Here is a 22,661-nt window from a genome sequence, read left to right as displayed (position 1 = left end):
GGCGAGGCTACCGGAAGAGTGGACCGATGCCGATGTAGTACCGGAAGCGGCCGTCGAAGTCGAACGCCGTCCCCATGTAGACCGGACCGAGGAGCGTCTCCATGACGCCCGAGAACGAGACGCTGCTGCGGTACGTCATGGCGTCCCAGTCGGTGTGGGCGCTGCCAGACTCGAACCAGCCGCCCAGGTAGATGTTGCCGCCGAGCACGTCGGCCAGGCGTCCCACCTTCTTCAGGTAGCCGATACCGCCGAGTATGTAATTGCTTGAGCGCAGTTCGTCGGCGTTGAAGGCGCTGAGGCGGAGCGGTCCACCGAGCGAGAAGTCGTTGATCAGCGGCTCATCGCCGAACGACGAGCCGATGCCGTAGTTCACGAAGAAGCGGTCCTCGCGCCTGACGCGCGTGAACCAGGAGCCAGTGACCTCGCCCTGCCAGAACTCCTGCGGGCTGTCGATCGGGATGGTGCCACCGGTCTGCTCGGGTGCCCCGAAGTAGTAGCGCAGGCGGTTCTTGATGTAGTGGCCCTTGCTCGGCACGACGGGGCTCGTCTGGTTGTCCCAGACGAACGACAGCGAGCTGAACTTCTCCGTGCCGTCGATCTCGGGGAGCAGCGGCGACCCGATGCGGATCCGGCCCTTGACATCGGCGATGTCCACGCCGAGGCGCACCTCCGCATGGCGGCCGGCCGCGATGCCCAGATCGAGTCCCCCGCCGGCCCGCGTGAATCGGTACTCGGCGACGAGTCGCTCTTCCACGTAGCCGTTGCGTGGTGCCTGCTGGTAGTAGGCACGCGGCGCCACGAAGATCGGCGTCTTGCCCAGCGGCCGCCAGACCTCGAACCCGAGGGCGCGGCGGGTGCCGACGACGCCATCCATGCGCACCTCGGACCCGATCCCCACCCAGTCGTAGGCCACCACGCGGCCGCCGAGATTCACCGAGAAGCTGCTCGAACTGACGTTCGTGAGTTCGGGGCTGACCAGGAGGAACGGCGGGCCGTAGGGCTTCGGCCGCGCCCTGATTTCGAGGCCGACCTTGCCGTCCTTCTCGATCGGCCGATAGGTCAGGTATTCGTAGCGGTCCGAGCCCGTCACCGTGAGGATGCGATCGACGATGGCCCCATCGTCGAGTGGTATTCCGAGGACCGGTGCCAGCGTGGCCTTGATGAACGCCTCTTCTCGCGCGTCGACGCCAGTCACTGTGAGGAATTCCGGCACGCCCGTGGTCACGTTGCGACGACGAGCCTGACGTGCGGCCTGGAACGCGTCGAACGTCGCCTCGTCGACGGCGAGCGGCAGCAGCTTGTCCTTCAGCGCTTCGGCGGCCGCGTAGCCACGCTCGGCGAGGTCGCTGCTGCGGCGCCAGTCCATCGAGGTGAGGCCGACCAGGTCGGGGTCGACAATGATGTCGGCAGCCTTGAGCGACTGGCGGATGCTCGTGGTCATCATCGTGTCGATCGTGCGACCGAGGAGCGCGACCAGCGAAGCCCCGGCCTGCGCCTCGGTGGCCGCATCCGCGGCGACGTTGACGGCGATCACCGTGTCCGCCCCCATCTTCTTGGTCACGTCGGCGGGAATGTTGTTGAGGGCGCCGCCGTCGACCAGCAGCCAGTTCTCATAGTTCACCGGCGTGAACACACCCGGGATGGCCATCGTCGCGCGCATGGCTTGCGCCAGCGAGCCGCGGCCGAGAACCACGGCCTCGGCATTCCTCAAGTCGGTCGCCACGCAGCGGAACGGCGTCGGCAGGTCGTCAAACGACGCCATGTCCGCGTAGGAGAGCGCGATGCGATCCAGAAGGAGCGCGATCTGCTGGCCGGGATTGAGGCCCCCTGGCAGGGTGATGCCGCCCTTGAGGCCGAGTTCCAGCTGCGACGGGTAGGTCCGCTTGTCCTGCTTGCGGCGAAAGGTCTTGTACTTGTAGGGCGAGTCCGCGATGAACATGAGATCCCAGTCGACCGCGTTCATCAAGGCCTGGATATCCTGCGGGCTCATGCCGCTTGCGTAGGCCCCGGCGATCAGGCCGCCCATGCTCGTGCCGCTGATGTAGTCGATCGGAATTCGATGTTCCTCGAACCAGCGCAGCACCCCGATGTGGGCAAAGCCACGGGCACTGCCACCACCGAGCGCGAGGCCGACCTTTCGGCGACTCGCCCGCGTCGCGGTGTTCGTCCCGTCAACGTCTGACGAGGCGGTCGGTGACAGAACCGGGACGGACGCGCCAGCCTCCTGGGCGAGCGCGCCCGGATCATCGACGGTGAGAAGCCCGGCCGCAAGTGCGGCCGCGGCCAGGGCGCGGCGGTAAGCAATGGACATGATTGATGGGCGTGAAGACTGCTGATCCGCCACCATGGCCTCTGGTGACGACCGCTGCGCGTCGGAACATACGCGACGATGCGAGCCCGTTCAGGGCTCGTTGACCTGATCCCTGGACCTAGCGCACTCGCTTCCAGACGGTCCGCGCGAGGACCCGAGTGCCGTCGCGGGTCTCGAGTGACAGCGTGTCGCCCTCGAAGCTGTAATACCGGACCTTGTCGATGCCCATGTTCGTCGGCAGCGCCGACGGATCCACGTTGCCCGACACATCGGCGAGCACGATCCGGCTACCGCCCACGTCGACGACCGCCCTGCCCTTGAAGTTGAGCGCCGCGGCGCTGCCACCGGCAGCGGCCGGGTCGTTGATCTTGCCCGACAGGTCGAGGTTGCCATAGGCGTCGTAGGCAAGGCGCCCGGACGCTTCGACCGCGGTCGGCTTGCCGGCGGCGTCGAAGACGCTGAAGCTCGTCAGTGACCAGGTGCCTTCCAGCTGTTTCCTGATGGCCTCCGTCGTGCCCTCGCCGCTGGTGACCGGGGTCGTTTTCAGGGGCCGCCGGCTTGGCGTGGCCGCGCAGCCCACGAGAATCTGAGCCGTGAGCAGGCACGCGAGCGGCACAGCTACGGCGTTGAGACCGGAGCGACGCATCGGAACTCCTTTTCGTTGAAACCTGCGCGAACCGAGCAATGGGTGGGCGTGCGATCGGTCGGCCCACAGCCGGCGCTGGGGCAAGACGCCACGCATGCATGGGCTCCATGCTGCGGCAGGCGGGCCTGCTTCGCCAGTACTACCAAGTGCTAGCGGCAGAGTACTACCAAGTGCTAGCGGCAGCCGCGGCCGTGCTGTCGGATCCGGCACTGATGTCCGATAAGCAGGACGTGACGTCGGGTTGGGGATTGGAGCGCGCGCCCACCCCCGTGGGTCCCGTCCATCCCCCCGTTCGCCACCAGCGGTTGGGGCGCTGGCAGTCGGCCGCCACGGCGCTGCTCGTGTGCCTGCTCCTGACCGCGGCGGCATGGCGGGTCGTGGCCCGGCAGGTCGATCGCGCCGAGGCAGGCCTTTTCCAGCAACGGACCGACCGCGTCCTCACCACGATGCGGGGGCGACTGGCCTCGGCCAAGCAGGCGGTCTACGGCGCCAGGGCCCTCCTGACTGCCAGTCCGAACGCGACGCCGGAGGACTGGGAGCAGTATGTCCGGTCGGTGGAGCCCTTCCTGAACGAAGGGGTGGTCGGCCTCGGGCGCGTGGAGCGGATCCCGCGGTCGGGCATCGAGGCGCTCGAGGCGCGGATTCGTCGGGAGGGGCTCCCCTCCTTCCGGGTCGAGCGCGCGGGCCACAACCCGTTGGCCTATGTGGTGACCCGGATCGAGCCGGTGCAGCGCAATCGCGGCGCCCTCGGACTGGATGTCGGCTCCGGGGTCACCCGTCGCCGGGCCGCCGAACGCGCGATGGTCACCGGGCAGGCCGCGTTGTCGCGACGCATCCAGGTCATCGAAGGGGAGGGTGACGTGCCGGGGTTCCTCCTCTTCCTGCCACGGTACGCGCCCGGGCGCCAGCTCGACACACAACAGGACCGAACCGCCGCGCTCACCGGCTGGGTCTACGCCTCCATCCGCGTCGACGAACTCACCAGCGGCCTGGTGGACGCCGGTGGCCTCGACATCGCCTTTGCCATCCACGAGGAGGGCCATGCGGCCGCCGACAAGCCGCTGTTCGACACCGGGCTCACGTCGGCACAGGGAGCGCTGACGCGACGCACGGTCCTCGACGTCGAAGGGGAGCGCTGGCACTTCGAGTTCAGGGCGCGACCCTCGCTCGGCCTGCGTGACGCCAACATCCTCGCACCGGTCGTGCTCTGCGCCGGTCTCCTGGGCTCGACTCCTGAGCTTCTCGACGAGCAACGCCCGCTCCCGCGCCGAAACGATCGCCGAGACGATGACGGCACGGCTGGTCAGGACCAATGACGAACTCGCGCAGGCGGCCGCGCAGGCACGCGCGCTGGCCGAAGAGGCCACCCAGGCGAGCCTGGCCAAGAGCCAGTTCCTCGCGATGATGAGTCACGAGATCCGGACCCCGATGAATGGCGTAATTGGCATGACCAGCCTGTTGCTCGAATCGCCGCTGGCGCCGGAGCAACGTGACTGCGCGGAGACGATCCGCACGAGTGGCGATGTGCTGCTCGCGATCATCGACGACATCCTCGATTTCTCGAAGATCGAGTCAGGAAAACTGGAACTCGCGCCGATGCCGTTCGACGTGCGGACCCTGGTGCAGGGCACGATCGCGATCATCGCCCCGCGCGCGACCGGGAAGCGGGTCGCGGTGCGCGCGGAAATCGCCGCCGCTGTTCCGGCCGAAGCCATCGGCGATGCCAATCGACTGCGGCAGGTGCTGATGAACCTCGCCGGCAATGCCGTGAAGTTCACCGAGGCGGGCCACGTCGTGGTCGGCGTCGACCTGGCGATGCCCGACGACCCCGACGTCCTCGTGTTCGAGGTCCGCGACACCGGTATCGGCATCCCGGCCGACGCGCTGCCGCGCCTGTTCCAGCCGTTCACGCAGGTTGACGCCTCGACGGCGCGCCGGTTCGGCGGCACGGGGCTTGGGCTGGCCATCAGTCGTCGCCTCGTCGAGTTGATGGACGGCGCGATCGAGGTCACCAGCACCCTGGGCATCGGGTCCACATTCCGGTTCGTCGTACGCCTGCCCTCGGCGGACGGGGACGTCGGCGTCAGCGGCGCTGGTCCGCGGCCGCCGCAAGTCACGCCCGCGTACGCCCGCGGGCACGCGCTGCTGGCCGAGGACAACCCTGTCAATCGCAAGGTGGCGTTGTTGATGCTGCGACGACTGGGTTGGGAGGTCGACGAGGCGTTCGACGGGCGGGAGGCGCTCGAGGCGCTGGCGGAACGCGACTACGACGTCGTGCTGCTGGACATCCAGATGCCCGAGATCGACGGACTCGAAGTGGCCCGCCGAATCGTGGCCGCGCAACCCAACCCGGCGGAGCGACCGTGGGTCATCGCCGTGACCGCCAACGCGATCGTCGGCGACCGCGAAGCGTGCCTGGCGGCCGGCATGGACGACTTCATTCCCAAGCCGATGAAGCCTGCCACCCTGGAGGCCGCCCTCGCCCGCGCGATGATCGAGCGCCGACGCGCCAACGGCGGGCGCCGCCGAGGCGTCAGTTGACGGGAGGTGCCCTCACCTCGCCGGCGTGCACGCGCGGGGACGGAACCCGGGGCGCGCAAACAACACGCGTGTGAAGGACTCGCTCGTGTCCTCGACGACCCGCAGCTGTCCGTCGCTGTACATCCGACGCGACGCACTGGTCTCGGGCGATCTGGTTTCCGACAACGTCGCCGTCGTGCCGTCGGGCCACGTGATGTAGGCCTTGTCGTTCTCGAAGGCGACCCGCAGGGCGTCGGCACCGCATCGGAACGCCATCCCGATCGGGACGATGGGAGCGGCCGGTCCCGCTGCCGCGGTCCCTGGGCCCGGCGTGCCGCTCACCGCAGCAGCGGGCGGTGGCTCCGGCGGGCGGATGGCCGGGGCGAACGTGATTTCGGCCGTTGTCTTGCCGTGAATGCGGATGCGCAGGCGTTGCGCGGTCAGTTCGAGCACGTCCACCTTGGCCGTCGTGCCCTTCTCGGTGATCACCAGGCCGGCCACGTCCTCCGCCCATGAGCCAAGCGAGGGCGGCTTGCCGGTAGCCGACATGACGAGCACGTTGTCCGAGAGGAACACGTACATCGCGCCAGCGGGTACGGTCGTGGAGGACTCGGCGACCCACACGCGATCGACGAGCCGATCGACGCGGATGTCCGTAGACGCCGCCGTAGCGGCGGGCGTCGGCTGCGAGGCAGCGGTCGTCGCTGGCCGTGGCGCTGGCTGTTGATTCGCGTGGGTCGCCATCAGCGTCGCGGTCAGCAGCATTCCTACCGTCGTGACACCTGCCGACATGAGTGGGTTGCGCATGCTCATCTGGTTCGTCCTGCTCTGGTCGATTGCTCGCGCGCCTCCGGGGCGCGTGGGATCATCGAGGCGGCAGCCCCGGCCGTGGGGTCGCTCCTCGACAGTTCAGCACACTTTGTGTACAAGTCACGCCCACGCACCCTCGCGGGTTTGCGAGGCTTGCGCTCATGGACACCCTGGACCGCATGCGACGCCTGACCTGCATCCTCCTTTTCTCCGCCCTGGCGGGTTGCCGTCCTTCGACGCAGCCGCCTGCCGCGTCGACCACCGGCCGGCTCGCGCTGCCCCAGGGCTTCGAGGCGACCATCTTTCACGACGGCGTCGGCCGGGCGCGGCACCTGGCCGTGACCAGCGACGGCATCGTGTACGTGAAGCTCCGCGGACCGGTACGCGGCCAGACCCCGGCGGAGTTCAAGGGGGTGGTCGCGCTCCAGGATACCGGCGGGGACGGCCGTGCCGATCAGGTCGAGTACTTCGGCGCCTACGACGACATCGGCGATTACGGCACCGGGATGCGGCTCTTCGAGGGCCACATCTATTTCACGACCGCCGGCGAAGTCTACCGGCAGAAACTGGTGCCCGGCCAACTCGTCCCGACGACGCCGGTCGAACTGGTGCTGAAGCACGGCTACAAGGAAAGCGGCCGCTCGTACGAGCACATCGCCAAGCCGATCGCCTTCGACGAGCAGGGCCACCTGTATGTGCCGTTCGGCGCCCCCGGCGACGCGTGCCAGGACAAGAACCGCCAGCCCGGCGCCCCCGGCGCCGACCCGTGCGGCCAGTTGGAGTGGCACGGTGGCGTCTGGCAGTTCGACGCCCGCAAGCTGGGACAGACCGAGAAGGATGGCCGTCGCTACGCCACCGGGATCCGCAGTCTCGTGGCGATGACCTGGAACCAGGAAGTGCACGACTTGTACGCGGTGCAGCACGGTCGCGATGACCTGTACCGGTCGTGGTCGCAGTATTTCTCCCGGTGGCAGAGCGCGGTCCTGCCGTCCGAGGAGTTCTTCCGGGTCACCGAGGGCTTCGACGGCGGCTGGCCGTACTACTACTTCGACTGGATGCAGGGCAAGAAGCTGCTCAACCCGGAGTATGGCGGCGATGGCAAGAAGACGGGCGATGGCGCCAGGCTGACGCCGCCGCTCGTCGGCTTCCCCGGGCATTTCGCGCCCAATGACCTGCTGTTCTACGACGGCACGCAGTTCCCGGAACGGTATCGTCACGGCGCGTTCATCGCGTTCCATGGCTCGACGATCCGCATGCCGTACTCCCAGGCCGGCTACATCGTGGCCTTCGTGCCGATGCGTGACGGCCGCCCCACCGGTGACTGGGAAGTGTTTGCCGACGGATTCGCCGGGATCGACCCGATTCCGAATACCGGCGACGCCATCGGCCGGCCGATGGGCCTGGCGCAGGGACCCGACGGCTCGCTCTACATCAGCGACAGCGTCAGGGGCCGGATCTGGAAGGTGAACTATCGCGGCCGGCGCGACTCGTTCAGTGCGGCGCAGCTCTCCGCCATGGCGGCCCGCAAGACGCAGCAGGCCCACATCCACCAACCCGATGAGCAGAAGGACATCCTCGGAGGCGAAACGCTCGCTGCTGGCGGCAAGCTGTATCAGACCTACTGCATTGCCTGTCACCAGGGCGACGGCAAGGGCGACGGCGCACGGTTTCCTCCGGTCGCCAGCTCCCGCTGGGTGTCCGGCAACAAACAGCGGTTGATCTCGGTGGTGCTGTTCGGGCTGCAGGGCGAGATCGAGGTCGAGGGCAAGTCGTACAACGGCGTGATGCCTGCCAACGGCTTCCTGAGCGACGAGCAGATCGCGCAGTTGCTGACGTTCCTCCGCCAGAACTTCGCCAATCACGCACAGGGCGTCAGCGCCAACGAAGTGGCCGACCAGCGCGCCAAGGGCCAATGGACGCCGCCGACGCCGTGAAACGGGTCGCTCGTCCGAGCGTCGCCGTGGCGGCAGCGGTGGCCCTGCTGCTGGCTTCGCCATTCGCTCGCGAGCAATCGGCATGGCTGCAACTGGCGCCGCTGTTCAGGACCCCGGCCGGCTTCGAAGGCCAGCTCGGGAGCTTCCGGTCACCGCTGATTTTTGCCGACGGGTCACCTCTCCGCAGCGCGACCGACTGGCCGCGTCGTCGCGCGGAGATTCTGGCCGAATGGCACGGGCTGATGGGCGCATGGCCACCGCTACTCGACAAGGTGCCGATGGAGGTGCTCTCGGAAACCCGCCGCGAGACCTACCTGCAGCGCCGGGTGCGCCTTCAGGTCGCCCCCGGGCAGCGCATCGAGGGCTGGCTGCTCGCGCCAGCCGACGCCACATTACGAAAAGCGGCGGTGCTCGTCCCGTTCTACGAGCCAGAGACCAGCGTCGGCCTCGGCGAGCGTCCCAATCGTGATTTCGCGCGGTTGCTGACGCGCGCGGGCTTCGTCACCCTCTCCATCGGCACGCCGGCCGGCGACGCCCGCAGCCCCGATCTCGGCAGCGTCACGTCACAGCCGCTGTCGTACTACGCCTACGTCGCGGCCAACGCCTCGACGGCGTTGGCGGCGCTGCCGTACGTCGATCCGCTGCGCATCGGTGTGGTCGGCCACAGTTACGGCGGCAAGTGGGCGCTGTTTGCCGGCGCGTTCTGGGATCGGTTCGCCGCCGTGGCGACCAGCGATCCGGGCATCGTCTTCGACGAGACACGCCCGAACGTGAACTACTGGGAGCCCTGGTACCTCGGATTCGATCCGAAGGTGCGACGTCAGGTCGGCGGCCTGCCGACCGCCGACAATCCGCGCACCGGCGCCTACAAGGTGATGCGTGAGCGGGGCATGGATCTGCACGACCTGCACGCGTTGATCGCGCCACGCCCCTTCTTCGTGAGCGGCGGGGCCGAGGATCCCCTGGAACGCTGGGTGGCGCTGAACCACGCCGTGGCGGTCAACCGGTTCCTCGGCTTCCGCGATCGGGTCGGCATGTCGAGCCGGCCCACACACGATCCGACGCCGGAGTCCAACGCGCAGATCGTGGCCTTCTTCGAGCATTTCCTCGACGGATCGACGGTGCAGTGACGCCGGCGGCGTGAGCGCGAGCGGTTTCTGGCAACCGGTCTCGAGCGCCACCGGCGGGCGGCAACATTCCAGGCGTGGCTGGCACAGCCCGGTGCGGCCTGCGTTCGGCGTTCGGCGTTCCGCGTTGGTCAGGGCTGTGCGCTCAGGGGGTAAGCTACGTCGCATGCTCGACTGGATTCACGAGGCGACACGCCTGAGGGCGAGCGTCTGGTTCCCTCTCTGTGTGGTCGTGACGATGTCGACGGGTACCGCGGCGCAGGAGCAGGCGACCGCAGCGTCGCATGCCGGGCACGCCCAGGTGCCGCCCCCATCGGCGTCGGCACCGGCGTCGCCGGCCAGGCCCGGCGAACTCCCCGAGATGATCAAGAAGCCGATCGCGCTGATGCCGAAGGCTCTCGGTCCGTACACGCGTGCCATTTCTTCGAACAACGCCGAGGCACAGGCATTCTTCACCCAGGGCATACAGATGATGTTCGCCTTCGCGAAGGCGGATGCGATCCGGTCGTTCCGCGCCGCGTGGTCAGCCGATCCGGCCTGCGCCATCTGCCATTGGGGAGAGGCGTGGGCCTGGGGCTCGTACTTGAACGGGAAGATGGACGCCGAAGACGCACCGTTTGCGTACGCGTCATCGCGCACCGCGCTCTCGCTGAAGGCGAAGGCGAGCCCGGTCGAACGCGACTATATCGACGCGCTGGCGGTCCGCTACGTGAAGGACTTCGATCCCGAGAAGCGCCGCGTGCAGGACGAGGCATACGCCGAGTCCACGCGACGCCTGTCGGAGAAGTATCCCGACGATATGGACGCGCGCACGTTGTATGCCGAGGCCCTGTTCCTGCTCGAGCCACGCAAGGGTCGCCGCGACGTCAACGCCCCGAACATCCAGCGCCTCCATGGTGTCCTCGAAGGCATCCTGGCGCGCGACCCGAAGCATCCGGGCGCCTGCCACCTCTACGTGCACGCCACCGAGTCGACCGTACGGCCCGACAAGGCGGAGGCCTGTGCCGAATACCTCGGTAAGTCCATCCCCGGCGCGAGCCACATCAACCACATGCCGTCGCACACGTGGAACGAGGTCGGACGCTGGGGCGACTCGGTGCGCTCCAACCTCGATGCCGTCCACTCCGACATGAAGGCCGACGTCGGCGAGGGCTTCGCCATCTACCCGGAGCACAACCTGCACATGCTGCTGTACGCGGCCTCGATGGACGGGCAGGGCGCGATCGCCACGACCGCGGGCCGCGATTACGCCAGGCGCGCCAAGGACACGATGTACCAGGTGCTGACGCTGATCCGGTTCGGCCGCTTCGAAGAAGTGCTCGAGGTGAAGCCTCGGCCCAACCGTCCGATCCCTGCCGGTTTGTGGGACTTCGCCCAGGGTTACGCCTATCTCCGCACAGGCCAGGCGGACATGGCCAAGGTCTATCTCGCGCGCGTCCGCAAGGGCGCCGAGACGCCCAAGGCGGAGTTCCGCGACCATCCGGCGAACCGCCTGCTCGGCCTCGCCGCCGACCTGCTCGACGGCGAGATCCTGCGCGACGAGAAACAGCTCGACGCGGCGATCGCGAGATTCGAGTCCGCCGTCGCGCAAGACGACGCGCTGGAGTACGACGAGCCGGAACCGCTGCCCTTCCCGGCGCGCCACTGGCTCGGCGCCGCCCTCATCGAGGCAGGGCGCTTCGCGGACGCCGAACGCGTGTATCGCGAGGACCTCGAGCAGCATCCCCGCAATGGCTGGTCGCTCCTCGGACTTCGTCAGGCCCTCGAAGGGCAGGGCCGAAAGGATGCCGCCATCGACGCCGACCTGGAGAAGGCCTGGGCGCGTGCCGACACCTGGACGCGATCGTCGCGCTTCTGATCTCAATCCAACCCAACCCCATGGCTCTTCGCTCCCTGAGTGTCCAATCCAAGCTGCTGCTCGCCTTCACCCTGCTCACGCTGCTGGGGATCGCGATGGTGTCGTACACGGCGTACACGACCGCGCGAGCCAGCCTGCTGACCTCGATCGAGCGACAGCTCGTCGGGCTTCAGCGCTCGAAGGCCGGCATTGTCCGCAGCATCCTCACCTCGACGAAGAACGAGGTGCTGGCGCTGTCGGGTAGCGACGGGCTCAGCCAGGTCGTCCCGGACCTGACGGCCGCGTATCGTCAGCTGTCGCGCGAGCAGGTCACGCCCGAGATGCGGGATGCCGTTCGGGCCTTCTACACCCGCGAGTTCGAACCGGCGCTGGCGGCTCGCACCAGGTTGGCGCCCGCGAAGGACGCCTTCCTGCCGACGACCGACACCGGTTGGTACCTCCACTACCACTACATGGTGAACGGCGGCCACCCGTACGGACAGCGGCGCCGGCTCGAGTCGTCCACGGACAAGAGTGCGTTTGCCGCAGCCCTCGTCAGGGCGCGAAACGTGCTCGGGCCGTCGCTCGATCGGCTGGGCCTCGACAACGTCGTCCTCGTCGATCCGGAGTCGCTCGAGGTGATCTTCAGCTACGACCAGTCGACCATCTTCGGCACAACGTTGGACTCGGGACCGTATTCGGGCAGCGGCGTGGCCACACTCGCGCGGGCGCTGCGGCGCTCGCAGGACGAGGACGACTACAAGTTCACCGACTTCGAGTCGTTCCGGCCGGCGCTCGGCCAGCCCAGGGCCTTCATTGCCAGCCCCGTGTTCGTCGGCCCGGATCTGGTGGCGATCATGATCCTGCGCTTCCCGATCGAGCCGATCGCGCAGGCGCTCTCCAACAACGGGGGTTGGGAGGCCGAGGGGCTCGGCAAGACCGGGCAGGCGTACCTCGTTGGTCCCGACATGACCATGCGTGTCGATTCCCGGTTCCTGGTAGAGGACAGGGCGAACTTTCTCGAGACGCTCGGTCATTCCAGGTTGACCGCCCGCACGATCGACGAGGTACGCAGGCTCGGTACCACGATCCTGACGGTGCCGATCGCCCACGATGGCGCTCGTGCCGCTTTCAACGGCGCCAGCGGCTTCATCGAGACCGAGGACTACCGCGGCAAGGACGTGTTCACCGCCTACGGGCCCGTCGATCTCGACTCATTGCGCTGGGCCCTGCTCACCAAGATCGATCGCAGCGAGGCCATGGCGCCCCTGCATGCACTGGGACGCCGGATCCTGGCGGTGGGAGTGGCGCTGTCACTGTTGGCGTCGTTGCTTGCGCTCGCCCTTGCGTCGATCATCACCCGCCCCATCGCCGAACTGGTGCGGGCGGCACGCGAGGTCAGTGCAGGCAACCTCGAGACGCGCGTGCAGGTCAATGCCCATGACGAGTTCCGTGCGCTGGGCGAGGCCTTCAACGAGATGGTCCACAACCTGGGTGCGAGCCGCATTGCGCTCGACGCCCAGGTGCAGACCAACGAACGCCTCCTCCTGAGCCTGCTGCCAGCATCCGGTGCGGCGCAGGTCCGTGGCGGGTCCGATGCGCCGAAATCGTTTGCCGACGTGACGGTAGCCTACGCCCGACTCAGCGGTTTCGACTCGCTCTCCCGCGACTTTGGCGAGGATCAGTCGATGACGCTCCTCAGCGACATCGTCGCGGCGTTCGACGAAGCGGCCGAACAGCATGGCGTCGAGAAGGTCCGGACGATCGGTTCCTCCTACCTGGCGGCGTCGGGCCTCTCGGTCGATCGCCCGGATCACACCGCCAGGGTCGTCGAGTTCGCGCGCGAAGCCGCACGTATCGTGCGCCGTTTCAACGCCGAGCGTGGGACCGCGCTGACGCTCGAGGCCGGCATCAACACCGGACCGATTGTCGCGGGTCTTGTCGGCCGGCGGAAGTTCATCTACGACCTCTGGGGCGACACCGTGCGGCTGGCGCGTGACATCGAGCGGCAGGGTGTCGGCACCATCGTCGTGACACGCGCCGTCTACGATCGCGTGCGGGAGTCTGTCCCGTTCGATGCGCCCCGAATGGTCGACATCCGCGGCCTTGGCGCGATCGAGCTGTATCCGGTGGCCGGGGACGCCGCATGAACCAACTCCTCGCCGATCTCGGCGCGCGGTGGATGTGGGCCCTGGCGCTGGTGCTGGCGTTCCCGGCGGCGCTGCTCGCGCTCAACGAGCTGGCGTTCGATCTCGTGCGCCGCGGCCGCCCCATCGCGACGTCGGTGCGGTTCGTGCGGACATGGGTCCTGTCTGCGCTCGTCTTCGTGCTCTTCCTCCGCAACGTGCTGGACCTGCCAGGTGAGCACCTGTGGGTCCGCCTTGCACTGACGTTGTTCTGGGTCTGCGTCGTCCTCGCGGTACTGGGCGCGATCAACACGGTCGTCTTCGAGCAGGCGTCCCAGGGCAGCTGGCAGTCGCGGGTGCCGAAACTGCTGCGCGATCTCGTGCGCCTGTTGCTTGTCGCCACAGCCGGTGCGCTGGTCTTCTCATTCGTGTGGGGCCGGGAACTGAGCGGCGCGCTTGCAGCACTCGGCGTCACGTCGATCGTCGTCGGCCTCGCGCTGCAGGAACCACTCGGCAACCTGTTCTCGGGCCTGATGCTGCTGATGGAGCGACCGTTCGAGGTCGGCGACAACGTCGAGGTCGCCGGCGCGTCCGGTGTCGTCAAGGAGATCAACTGGCGGTCGGCGCACATCAAGTCGGCGCGCGGCGTCGTGCAGATCGTCCCGAATTCGACATTGAACAAGGAGATCATCAACAACTACTCGCGTCCGCGGCCGGTCCGGATGGAGGAGATCGAGGTCGCCTTCAGTTACGACGATCCGCCCAACCTGGTCCGCGACAGCTTGCTCGAAGTGGCGCAGGGCACGCCCGGTGTGATGCAGGATCCGGCCCCGATCGCCGCGACCTTCGCATACACGCCTTCGGCCATCAGCTACAAGCTGATCTACCGCACCACCGAGGACGACCGTTGGCCCGTACGCAACGACGTCGTCACGCGGATCTGGTACGTCGCCAAACGCCGCGGCCTGACGATGCCGTACCCGGTCGTGCGACAGATCAACTACGACGCCGAGGGGCCCTTCGTGCCGCCGGTGGTGCCACCTGTGGAGCAACTGCGGCGCCTCTCGAAGGTGTCGACGCTGTCTGACGACGAAGGGCAAGTGCGCGCGCTGACGTTCGGCCGGGACGAGGTGATCTTCAGCGAGGGCAGCGAGCTGAGCGGCGTCTACCTGCTCATTTCCGGCGCGGTATCGCTCGAAGTCGGCGCGGACGGCGTCTACAGTCCGATCGGTGCCGTCGCGGCCGGTGAGTACTTCGGCGAAGCCGGCATGTACGGCGTGCAGCCGGCCGAGATGCGTGCCGTCGCGAGCCTCGATTGTGCGGTCCTGTGGATGTCGCCCGAGACGGTCCGCACGTTGTTTGAGGCGAGCCCGCGCCTGGCGCGCGAAACCGGCCAGATCCTCGAGGCACGTCGCCGAGCCATGCAGGCGGCTCGTCAACTGACGCGTCGTGGCTGACGCCGCGACCATGGGCCTTGCCCTTCAGCGTTCATCGTTCGACGTTCGGCGTTTTCTTGACCCAGCCGTCGACCTTTGGGTCGACGGTCGGCCCGTGTGGCAATCGGGAAACTGTAGGCCGTAGGCAGCAGGCTGCAGGCCATGAGCCGCAGGCCTTTTTCCGTGTGGAGCATCATCGATGGTTCGGCAAACGGCGCGTGTGGTGGCGATGGCGGTACTGACAGTCCTGGCGAGAGCGTCCCTGGTGTGGGCGGGGCCACTGCAGGACGACCTGGCAGCTCGACGCGCGCGCCTGATGGAGAAGCTGGGCACAGACACGATCGCGATCGTGTGGAGCGCCCCGACCAGGGTCTATTCCCGCGACGTCGACTACGAATACCGCCCGGACAGCGACCTGCTGTATCTCACCGGAGTCGCCCAGCCGGACACGATCCTCGTCCTGATCCCGGGCGCAAGGACCGTCCGCGAAGTGCTGTTCGTCCGCGAGCCCAACCCGGCGCGCGAGCACCGCGAAGGTCACATCCTCACGAGGGCCGAAGTCGCCGCCCAGAGCGGGGTGAAGACCGTCCATTTCGGCAACCAGTTCGAGCCGTTCGTGACCGCGCTCTTCAACCGGCATGTGTTCGGGCTCAGGCGCAACGAGGTCTCGACGGAGTTCGACGTGTTCTTCGAGGCCGTGGCCGCCAACAAGGCGACGCTCTCGTTGCCGTTCGGACCGCGCCCCGCGCCGTCGGCGCCGCTGACGGCGCCGTACGAGTTCGCGGCCAGGGCGCGTGACCGCTTCCTGAACGTCACGTTCGTCGATGCGTCTCCGATCATCGCCGACCTCAGGCTGGTCAAGACGCCGTACGAGCAGTCGGTGCTGACCAGGAGCGGTGTCATCTCGAGCAGCGCGCACAAGGCCGGCATGACCGCGGCACGCCCCGGCAGGTACGAGTACGAAGTCGAAGCCGCCATCGAGCAGGTCTATCTCGCCAACGGCGCCATGAACCCCGGCTACCCGTCCATCGTCGGTAGCGGGCCGAACGCGACGATCCTCCACTACGGCGCATCCAGCCGGCAGATGCAGGCCGGCGAGATCCTGCTCGTGGATGCGGCGGGCAGCTACGACGGCTACACCATCGACATCACCCGCAGCTATCCCGTGAGCGGTGCCTACACCGAGGCGCAGAAGGACATCTACCGCCTCGTGTTCGAGGCGCAGGAGGCCGGCATGCGCGCCGCGCGTGTCGGCAACAAGACGGCCGACGTCGAGAAGGCCGCCGAAGAAGTCGTCAAGGCCGGCTTGCTGAAGCTCGGCCTGATTACCGATGCGACAGGCGAGCAGTTCCGGACGTGGTACACCCACGGCATCTGCCACTGGATCGGCATCGACGTCCACGACGTCGGCGACTACCAGCGTCCGCTCGCTTCCGGCATGACGTTCGTTGTCGAGCCGGGCCTCTACATTCGTCCGCAGGCGCTCGACGAACTGCCCGACACGCCCGAAAACCGCGCCTTCACGGCGGCGGTGCTCCCCGCCGTCCAGAGGTACGCGCAGATCGGCATCCGTATCGAGGACTCGTTCCTGTTGACCGACACCGGGCTCACGAGCCTCTCCGCGGCGGTCCCACGCACGATCGCGGAGGTCGAGGCGTTCATGAAGGCACGGTAGGGCGTCAGATCGCGTCGGCCGACATCACGGCGCCCAGCAGCACGTTCGCGCCGTTGGCGATGTCGGTGGGGTGCGAGAACTCCTTGGGCGAATGGCTGATGCCGCCGACGCTCGGGATGAAAATCATCCCCATCGGCCCGAGTTGCGCGATCGCCTGCGCGTCGTGGCCGGCGCCGCTCGGCATCACCTTCGTTTCGAGCCCCAATGCACGGGCTGCATCGGCGATGATGCTGCGCATGTGCGGGTCGCTCGGCGCGGGCGCATTGACGTGAAGTTCCCTGTACGCGAACGTCGTCCCGGTCGCATCGCCGATTCGGTCGGCTTCTCCTCGGATGGCGTCGTAGAACCGCAGGATGGCGGCCGCATCCAGGTCGCGCAACTCCAGTGAACAGACCACGCTGCCAGGGACTACGTTGCGCGCACCCGGGCTGACCTGCATTCTGCCAACCGTGCCGACCTGGCGTCCCGGCGTCGCCCTGACGACTCGATTGACCATGTCCACGAAACGGGCCGCCGCGAGCAGCGCATCCTGGCGCTTGTCCATCGGTGTCGTCCCGGCGTGATTGGCAAGTCCCGTCACCGTCACGTCCCATTGCCGGATGCCGACGATGCCCTCGACGATGCCAATCGGCACGCGCTCTGCCTCGAGGATGCCGCCCTGTTCGATGTGGAGTTCGAGGTACGCGGCGACGCTACCGCGGTCACGACGTGCCTCGCCGAGCCGCGCCGGATCGCCGCCAACGAAGCTGATGCCATCGCGCACGGTCTTGCCGCTCGACGTGACGTGAGCGAGTTCGGTTTCTTCGAACTGGCCGCTGACCGCACGACTGCCGAACAGGCCGCCCTCCTCGTTGGCCCACACGGCGACCTCGATCGGGTGTCGCAAGGTCACACGGCGATCCTGCAGCGTGCGTGCGACCTCGATCGCCGCCATCGTGCCGACGTTGCCGTCGTAGCTGCCTCCGTCCGGCACCGAGTCGATGTGCGAGCCGAACACGATGGGTGGCAGGCCCGAGGTGCTGCCGGCACGGCGGCCGATCAGGTTGCCGGCGAGGTCTGTGGCGGGAACGAGGCCGGCCTCCTGCATCCAGCCGGCGACGACGAGCCGGGCCTGCTTGTCCTCGGTGCTGTAGCCGAGGCGATGCGTGCCGCCCGCAGGCGTGCCCCCGAATCGCCGCAGGTCCATCAACGTCGTCTGTAGCCGTGTCGCATCGACGCGCGCGGCGGTGTCTTGCGCGAATGCCGGACGGGCCGTCGATAATCCGGCAATCGAACCGACGAAGGTTGCGTTGAAGTCCCGACGGGTGACTCTATGCGGTGACATACCGCAGATAGTACAGTCGGGCTGTCGGAGTATCATCCGCGCACCCTTCAGGGCGGATCGGCATGCGCCAGATTGCCCTTGCCCCTTATGTTGCCCTCGCTCGAATGACGAGGGCGGCCGTGATGCTGTGGGTTGTGGCGCTGCCATCGCCCGTGTCGGCGGGACCAGCGCCAGTCGCGTATTCGGCCAATATCAACTATTACCTCGACGGATCGGTCGCGGCGGCTGGTCCGTCCGACTACGTCGAGGCACTATCGCGACCACTGGCGTCGGTGACTGGCTGCATGCTCTCGACGCCGACAGCGCGTGCCTGCGGATCCAGCAGCGCGACGATCGGGCTGCTCACCACGCAGTCGACCATGACCGACACGGCGCCCGGGTCGATGGCGGGGAGCGCCGAGAGCGCGAACGGCTATGCCACGTTTCGCGACATCGTCGTCGTTCGCGGCCTGACGCCGGGATCGTATCAACTCGTGCCGAGGGTGACGATCGAGGGCACGACGGACTGGTCCGGTGTCGTCTTGCCGTTCACCGCCAGTGTCGGCGTGCAGCTGTATGGTCCGGACGGCAAGGCCGTCATCCAGGACACGCCGCTCGACACCACCCAGCACTCGGTGGCGGTCACTCGGACGCTGGGCGGCATTCCATTCACTGCTGGCGTGCCGTTCAACGTCATGATCGGGTTCGGGCATGCCGCGCGCCTCTTCAGGAACTTGCCGGCCAATACGTCGGTCACGGCCAGCTACACGATGCGAGTAACGGGGTTGGCGGTCCTCGATGCGCTCGGTCGTGTGGTGACCAGCTACGACATCGGCGCTCTATCGGGGGCAGCGTACAGCGCGAGCGGGATCGAGCGAGTCGATGTCGAGTCCCCCGACTTCGAGTTCACCGTGTCGGGGCCCGAACAGACGATGATTCCCAACGGCAACCCCTGGGGCCTCACGCACACGCCCGACGAGGGCATGTCCTACCGCACGTTCGACGGCGGCTGCGCATGTGGTTCGTCGGCGGTGTCGGCACGTTCATGACGCGAGGCTCGACGCTGGAGAACCAGGTGCCGTGGCCCTTGAAGAATGGCAAGGCCGTGCCCCTCATCGGACCCTCCGGAAGCGGCTTCGACGCCAACTACGCCGGGGTTGGCTCGGTCGTCGCCGCCGCGAACGGGCGCGACCTGCTGATGTTCTACCACTCGGAGATCCAGCCGTGTGGCTACTTCCTGCCGTTCATCGCCGGCATCGGTCTCGCGCGCTCGACCGATGGCGGTCTCACGTGGCAGAAGCGCGGCCAGGTCCTGTCCGGATCCGAGCCGAAGCCGACCCACTGCAACTTCGACGCGAGTGGCGTCGGCAATCCCACCGTCTTCAAGAGCCGCGACGGGCGTTGGCTCTACATGCTCTTCGGCGAATGGCGGCGCAGTCTTCCTGAATCGGGACCCGATTCGGTATTCCTCGCCCGCGCGCCGATCGAATCGGACGGGGAGCCGGGCTCCTGGCAGAAGTACGCCTACGGCGGGTTCGCGGAGGCCGGGCTCGGCGGATCGCCGACGCCGATCGTGGGCCCGCCCGACCAAATGGGCGAGACGGTATATGCGGGTTTGCCCTCCATCAGCTGGAACGTGCACGCCAGCGATACCTGATGACGTTCATGACGTTTCACGGTGTCTACGTCGCCACATCGCCGGATGGCATTCACTGGGATCGTCCCAGGCTCGTCTGGCGGGATCTCCCCATCCACGTGCAGGTGCCAGGCAAGACCTGGTTCGCCTATCCCTCGTTTGTCAGCCCCGATCAGCCCACACAGGAGACCACCGGGCAGCACGGCTACGTGTACTTCGCGCGCGGGTTCTTCGGCCTGAGCCCGCCCCACGTGATGTCTCGGCTGCGGTTCGACATCCGCATCCCGTCCGGCGCCACGACCGACACCGATGGTGACGGCTTGCCCGACGGCTGGGAGCAGGCGAACGGGCTCGACCCGTCCAGTCCCTCTGACGCGGCGCTCGACAGCGACACCGATGGCATCACGAACGCGCAGGAGTATGTCGCCGGCACGCATCCACGGGGCGTGTTCACCCGGTACCTCGCCGAAGGCGCCTCCAACAAGTTCTTCGAGACGTCGATCGCGCTCCTGAACACGGCGAGCGAGCCGGCCCACGTGCTGCTGTCGTACCAGGCGGCGGACCGTACCGTTCGCAAGGAGACGGTGGTCGTCGGACCGGAGTCCCGTCGGACGATCACGCCCGGGCTGCTGCCCGGGATGCAATCGGCGGAGTTTGCGACCACGATCGAGTCCGACGCGCCGATCGTCGTCGATCGAACGATGCGGTGGCCCCCGGGCGTCAACGCGTACGGCAGCCATGCCGATCGCGCCGTTGTCGCTCCGGGCACGACGTGGTATCTGGCGGAGGGGGCGACACACTCCGGCTTCGACCTGTTCTATCTGATCGAGAACCCGGGCGACCAAGCGGCCGACGTGAGCGTGGAGTTCCTGCGTCCACCGCCGCTCGGGCCGACCCAGTCCACATACCACGTCGACCCCAGGAGCCGCTTCACACTGTGGGTCGACACGCTGCCCGGCCTTGGCGACACGGACGTGTCGGCGGTCCTGCGCTCGAACGTCCCGATCATCGTCGAGCGGGCCATGTACCTGACTGGCGCGGGAAGGGCGTTCGAAGCGGGGCACGAGAGTGCCGGGATTGCGGCGCCGGAGAGCGACTGGTTCTTCGCCGAAGGGGCGACCGGCGACTACTTCGACATGTTCATCCTGCTCGCGAACCCGGACGACCGCTCCGCGAACGTGTCGTCGCGTTTCCTGCTCCCCGACGGCAGCTCGTTCGCCAAGGCGTACGTCATCGCGCCCCGGTCACGGTTCACGATCTGGGTCGATCAGGAGGACCCACGCCTTCGGGACACGGCGGTCTCGGCCGTGGTCACGTCGACCAACGGCGTCCCCATCGTCGCCGAGCGGTCGATGTGGTGGCCAGGTCCGACCTCGACCACGTGGGGCGAGGCTCACGCGTCTCCGGGGGCGACGCAGACCGATCCGAGCTGGTGCCTGGCCGAGGGCGAGGCGGGGCCTGGCGTCGACACGTACATCCTCGTGGCGAACACGTCCGATCAGCCGCGCCGGATACGCGCCACGCTCTTCTTCGAGAATGGCCAGCGGCCGGTGAGTGGCACCTTCGATGTGGCGCCGACCAGTCGCTTCAACGTCTATCCCCCCGTGGACTTTCCCGGAACCTTCAGTGGCGTCACCCGACGCCGCTTCGGTGCGCGGATCGAGTCGATGCCCGAGCCGGGTCAAGAGGCGGGTGGCATCGTCGTCGAGCGCGCCATGTACTCGGGCGATGGCGTGCGGGCCTGGGCCGCCGGGACCAACGCGTTGGCGACGCCCTGCCGTTGACGCGTCGCGGCGCGTGCCTGCAATTCCCGCCTGGCGGTCACGTCACCGTGCCGCGCTGACGCCACTTCGTCCAGCGAGGTTGGTAAGAAGCACCTTCCAGTGTTCGAGGGCACCGAACAACTGCTCCACGGGCACGCGCTCATCGCGGCCGTGCGAGAACTGGTCGCTGTCCTTCATGAACAGCCCCATCACGCCGTAGGTGGGGATGCCGGCGGACCGCACCTCGCGGCCGTCGGTGGCGTAGGGGGCCATGTAGGGGATGACAGGGACACCGGGATAGCGCGCGTGCACCGCCGCGGCGACTGCCGCGATGACGTCCTCGCGCAGGGGCGACGCCGGACTCGGCAACCCCTCGCCTACCTGGGTGATGGTGAGGCCCCTCAGGTTCGCCACGCGCTCCAGCGTCGCCTTGACGGCGTCGACGGCTTCCCCGGGGAAGATCCGGCAGTTCACGGTCACGGTCGCCGATTGCGGCAATGCGTTCTCGGCATGCCCGGCGCGCAGCATGGTCGGTACGCACGTGGTGCGCGTGATCCCGACGGCCTCGGGACGACGCCAGAGTTCGTCCGCGGCGGCCTGATCGGCGGGATCGGCTGCCAGCCGGCCCATGGCTTCGCCCTCGGGGCCTGGTGTGAGACGTTCCATCTCGCGCAGGTACGCGCGCGTCGTGTCGTTGACCGCGACGGGGAAGCGATACGCTTCGAGGCGCTTGAGGACGTTGGCAAGATCGAAAATCGCGCTGTCGGTGCGCGGCGTGGAGCTGTGTCCGCCAGGGTTGGTGACCGTCAGTTCGAAGGTGGCATACGTCTTCTCGGCGCTCTGGACGAAGTACGCGACAGGCGTTCCGGTCTCGTCCAGCTTGCCACCGCCGCCATCGTCATTCAGTGCGAACTCGGCATCGGTCAGCGCGCGGTGTGTCGTCACGAGGTCGCGTACCGAGAGCATGCCCGTCTCCTCGTCACCGGAGAGGGCGATCACGAGATCACGACTCGGGACGAAGCCCTCCGCCTTCAGGCGCAGGAACGTGGCCGTGAGCGAGGAGACGCCGAACTTGTCGTCGGCGCTGCCGCGGCCGAAGAAATAGCCGCGCTCTTCCTGCAGGACAAACGGGTCGCGCGTCCAGTCCTCGCGCCGTGCGTCGACGACATCCATATGGGCCAGCAGCAGGATGGGCTTCTTGCCGGAGGAGCCGTCACCGCGGTAGCGCACCACGAGCCCGGCCGTCTTCTCGCCTGACGGCACGGTGAATGGCAGGACATGCACGTCGGTGGCTGGGAAGCCCCCAGCTCGGAACTGCCCGGCGAGGTAATCTGCCATCGCCGGGACCATGGCCTGGCCTTCAGCCGTGCGCATGCCGACGATGGTCCGATAGATCTCGAACGCCTTGCGTTGATAGGGCTGCGTGTACGACGCCGCGCTGGGCTGTGCCGAGGCCGGCGCCGCGAGCGTGCCCAGCAAGGCAGCGCCCGCGACGGCCATCGTGATCGAACGTGACATGCACGTCACTGTACTGCAC

General features: G+C 67.7%; 16 protein-coding genes. 11 read left to right on the top strand and 5 right to left on the bottom strand.

The window, feature by feature from the left end; all coding sequences use genetic code 11:
- Positions 1–7: 7 nt before the first annotated feature.
- Together LuPra_RS26865 and LuPra_RS26860 are read right to left on the bottom strand one after the other, a co-directional pair.
- Positions 8–2,311 (bottom strand): patatin-like phospholipase family protein, encoded by a 2,304-nt coding sequence (locus LuPra_RS26865; protein ID WP_157899735.1) that lies wholly within the window; start codon positions 2,309–2,311, stop codon positions 8–10.
- Positions 2,312–2,429: 118 nt separating this feature from the next.
- Positions 2,430–2,957: a hypothetical protein gene (locus LuPra_RS26860; protein ID WP_110173615.1), complete on the bottom strand. Its 528-nt coding sequence runs from the start codon at positions 2,955–2,957 to the stop codon at positions 2,430–2,432.
- A 98-nt stretch (positions 2,958–3,055) separates the two neighbouring features.
- On the opposite strand from LuPra_RS26860, the gene LuPra_RS26855 reads away from it, so the two are divergent.
- Together LuPra_RS26855 and LuPra_RS26850 are read left to right on the top strand one after the other, a co-directional pair.
- Positions 3,056–4,273 (top strand): CHASE domain-containing protein, encoded by a 1,218-nt coding sequence (locus tag LuPra_RS26855; RefSeq protein ID WP_157899734.1) that lies wholly within the window; start codon positions 3,056–3,058, stop codon positions 4,271–4,273.
- On the top strand, positions 4,245–5,498 hold the full coding sequence (locus LuPra_RS26850; RefSeq protein ID WP_110173613.1) for an ATP-binding protein: 1,254 nt from the start codon (positions 4,245–4,247) through the stop codon (positions 5,496–5,498). The genes LuPra_RS26855 and LuPra_RS26850 overlap by 29 nt, the downstream gene beginning before the upstream one ends.
- Before the next feature lie 12 nt (positions 5,499–5,510).
- Here the strand turns inward: LuPra_RS26850 and LuPra_RS26845 are convergent, their stop codons facing one another.
- Positions 5,511–6,284: a hypothetical protein gene (locus LuPra_RS26845; RefSeq protein ID WP_157899733.1), complete on the bottom strand. Its 774-nt coding sequence runs from the start codon at positions 6,282–6,284 to the stop codon at positions 5,511–5,513.
- 164 nt (positions 6,285–6,448) lie between these two features.
- Here LuPra_RS26845 and LuPra_RS26840 point away from each other — a divergent pair, with 164 nt between their 5' ends.
- From LuPra_RS26840 to LuPra_RS26815, 6 genes are all read left to right on the top strand, one after another.
- Positions 6,449–8,221, top strand: coding sequence for a PQQ-dependent sugar dehydrogenase (locus LuPra_RS26840; protein ID WP_110173611.1), 1,773 nt, complete (start codon positions 6,449–6,451; stop codon positions 8,219–8,221).
- Positions 8,200–9,351, top strand: a complete 1,152-nt coding sequence (locus LuPra_RS26835; protein WP_110173610.1) for an alpha/beta hydrolase family protein — start codon at positions 8,200–8,202, stop codon at positions 9,349–9,351. The genes LuPra_RS26840 and LuPra_RS26835 overlap by 22 nt, the downstream gene beginning before the upstream one ends.
- 163 nt (positions 9,352–9,514) lie before the next feature.
- Positions 9,515–11,206, top strand: coding sequence for a tetratricopeptide repeat protein (locus LuPra_RS26830; RefSeq protein ID WP_110173609.1), 1,692 nt, complete (start codon positions 9,515–9,517; stop codon positions 11,204–11,206).
- Between the two features lie 20 nt (positions 11,207–11,226).
- On the top strand, positions 11,227–13,335 hold the full coding sequence (locus tag LuPra_RS26825) for an adenylate/guanylate cyclase domain-containing protein (protein WP_110173608.1): 2,109 nt from the start codon (positions 11,227–11,229) through the stop codon (positions 13,333–13,335).
- Positions 13,332–14,768, top strand: coding sequence for a mechanosensitive ion channel domain-containing protein (locus tag LuPra_RS26820; RefSeq protein ID WP_110173607.1), 1,437 nt, complete (start codon positions 13,332–13,334; stop codon positions 14,766–14,768). Before LuPra_RS26825 ends, LuPra_RS26820 begins: the two co-directional genes overlap by 4 nt.
- Before the next feature lie 178 nt (positions 14,769–14,946).
- Positions 14,947–16,422, top strand: coding sequence for an aminopeptidase P N-terminal domain-containing protein (locus LuPra_RS26815; protein ID WP_110173606.1), 1,476 nt, complete (start codon positions 14,947–14,949; stop codon positions 16,420–16,422).
- 4 nt (positions 16,423–16,426) lie between these two features.
- Here the strand turns inward: LuPra_RS26815 and LuPra_RS26810 are convergent, their stop codons facing one another.
- Complete coding sequence (locus LuPra_RS26810; RefSeq protein WP_110173605.1) at positions 16,427–17,746, bottom strand: Zn-dependent hydrolase; 1,320 nt, start codon at positions 17,744–17,746, stop codon at positions 16,427–16,429.
- A gap of 119 nt (positions 17,747–17,865) precedes the next feature.
- On the opposite strand from LuPra_RS26810, the gene LuPra_RS26805 reads away from it, so the two are divergent.
- The 3 genes from LuPra_RS26805 to LuPra_RS26795 are packed head-to-tail and all read left to right on the top strand — an operon-like array spanning position 17,866 to position 21,145.
- Positions 17,866–18,774: a hypothetical protein gene (locus LuPra_RS26805; RefSeq protein ID WP_157899732.1), complete on the top strand. Its 909-nt coding sequence runs from the start codon at positions 17,866–17,868 to the stop codon at positions 18,772–18,774.
- Positions 18,771–19,382 carry a glycoside hydrolase family protein gene (locus LuPra_RS26800; RefSeq protein WP_234800571.1) on the top strand — a complete coding sequence of 204 codons (612 nt, stop codon included), beginning with the start codon at positions 18,771–18,773 and terminating at the stop codon, positions 19,380–19,382. The genes LuPra_RS26805 and LuPra_RS26800 overlap by 4 nt, the downstream gene beginning before the upstream one ends.
- An 8-nt stretch (positions 19,383–19,390) precedes the next feature.
- Positions 19,391–21,145, top strand: a complete 1,755-nt coding sequence (locus LuPra_RS26795) for a hypothetical protein (protein WP_157899731.1) — start codon at positions 19,391–19,393, stop codon at positions 21,143–21,145.
- Between the two features lie 42 nt (positions 21,146–21,187).
- Here the strand turns inward: LuPra_RS26795 and LuPra_RS26790 are convergent, their stop codons facing one another.
- Entirely contained in the window at positions 21,188–22,642 is a 1,455-nt protein-coding gene (locus LuPra_RS26790; protein ID WP_110173601.1) for a M20/M25/M40 family metallo-hydrolase, read from the bottom strand.
- Between the last annotated feature and the right edge of the window lie 19 nt (positions 22,643–22,661).

Origin of the sequence: Luteitalea pratensis (genome assembly GCF_001618865.1) — a bacterium.
GTDB lineage: Bacteria > Acidobacteriota > Vicinamibacteria > Vicinamibacterales > Vicinamibacteraceae > Luteitalea > Luteitalea pratensis.
This window is presented reverse-complemented; position numbering and strand designations above follow the sequence as displayed.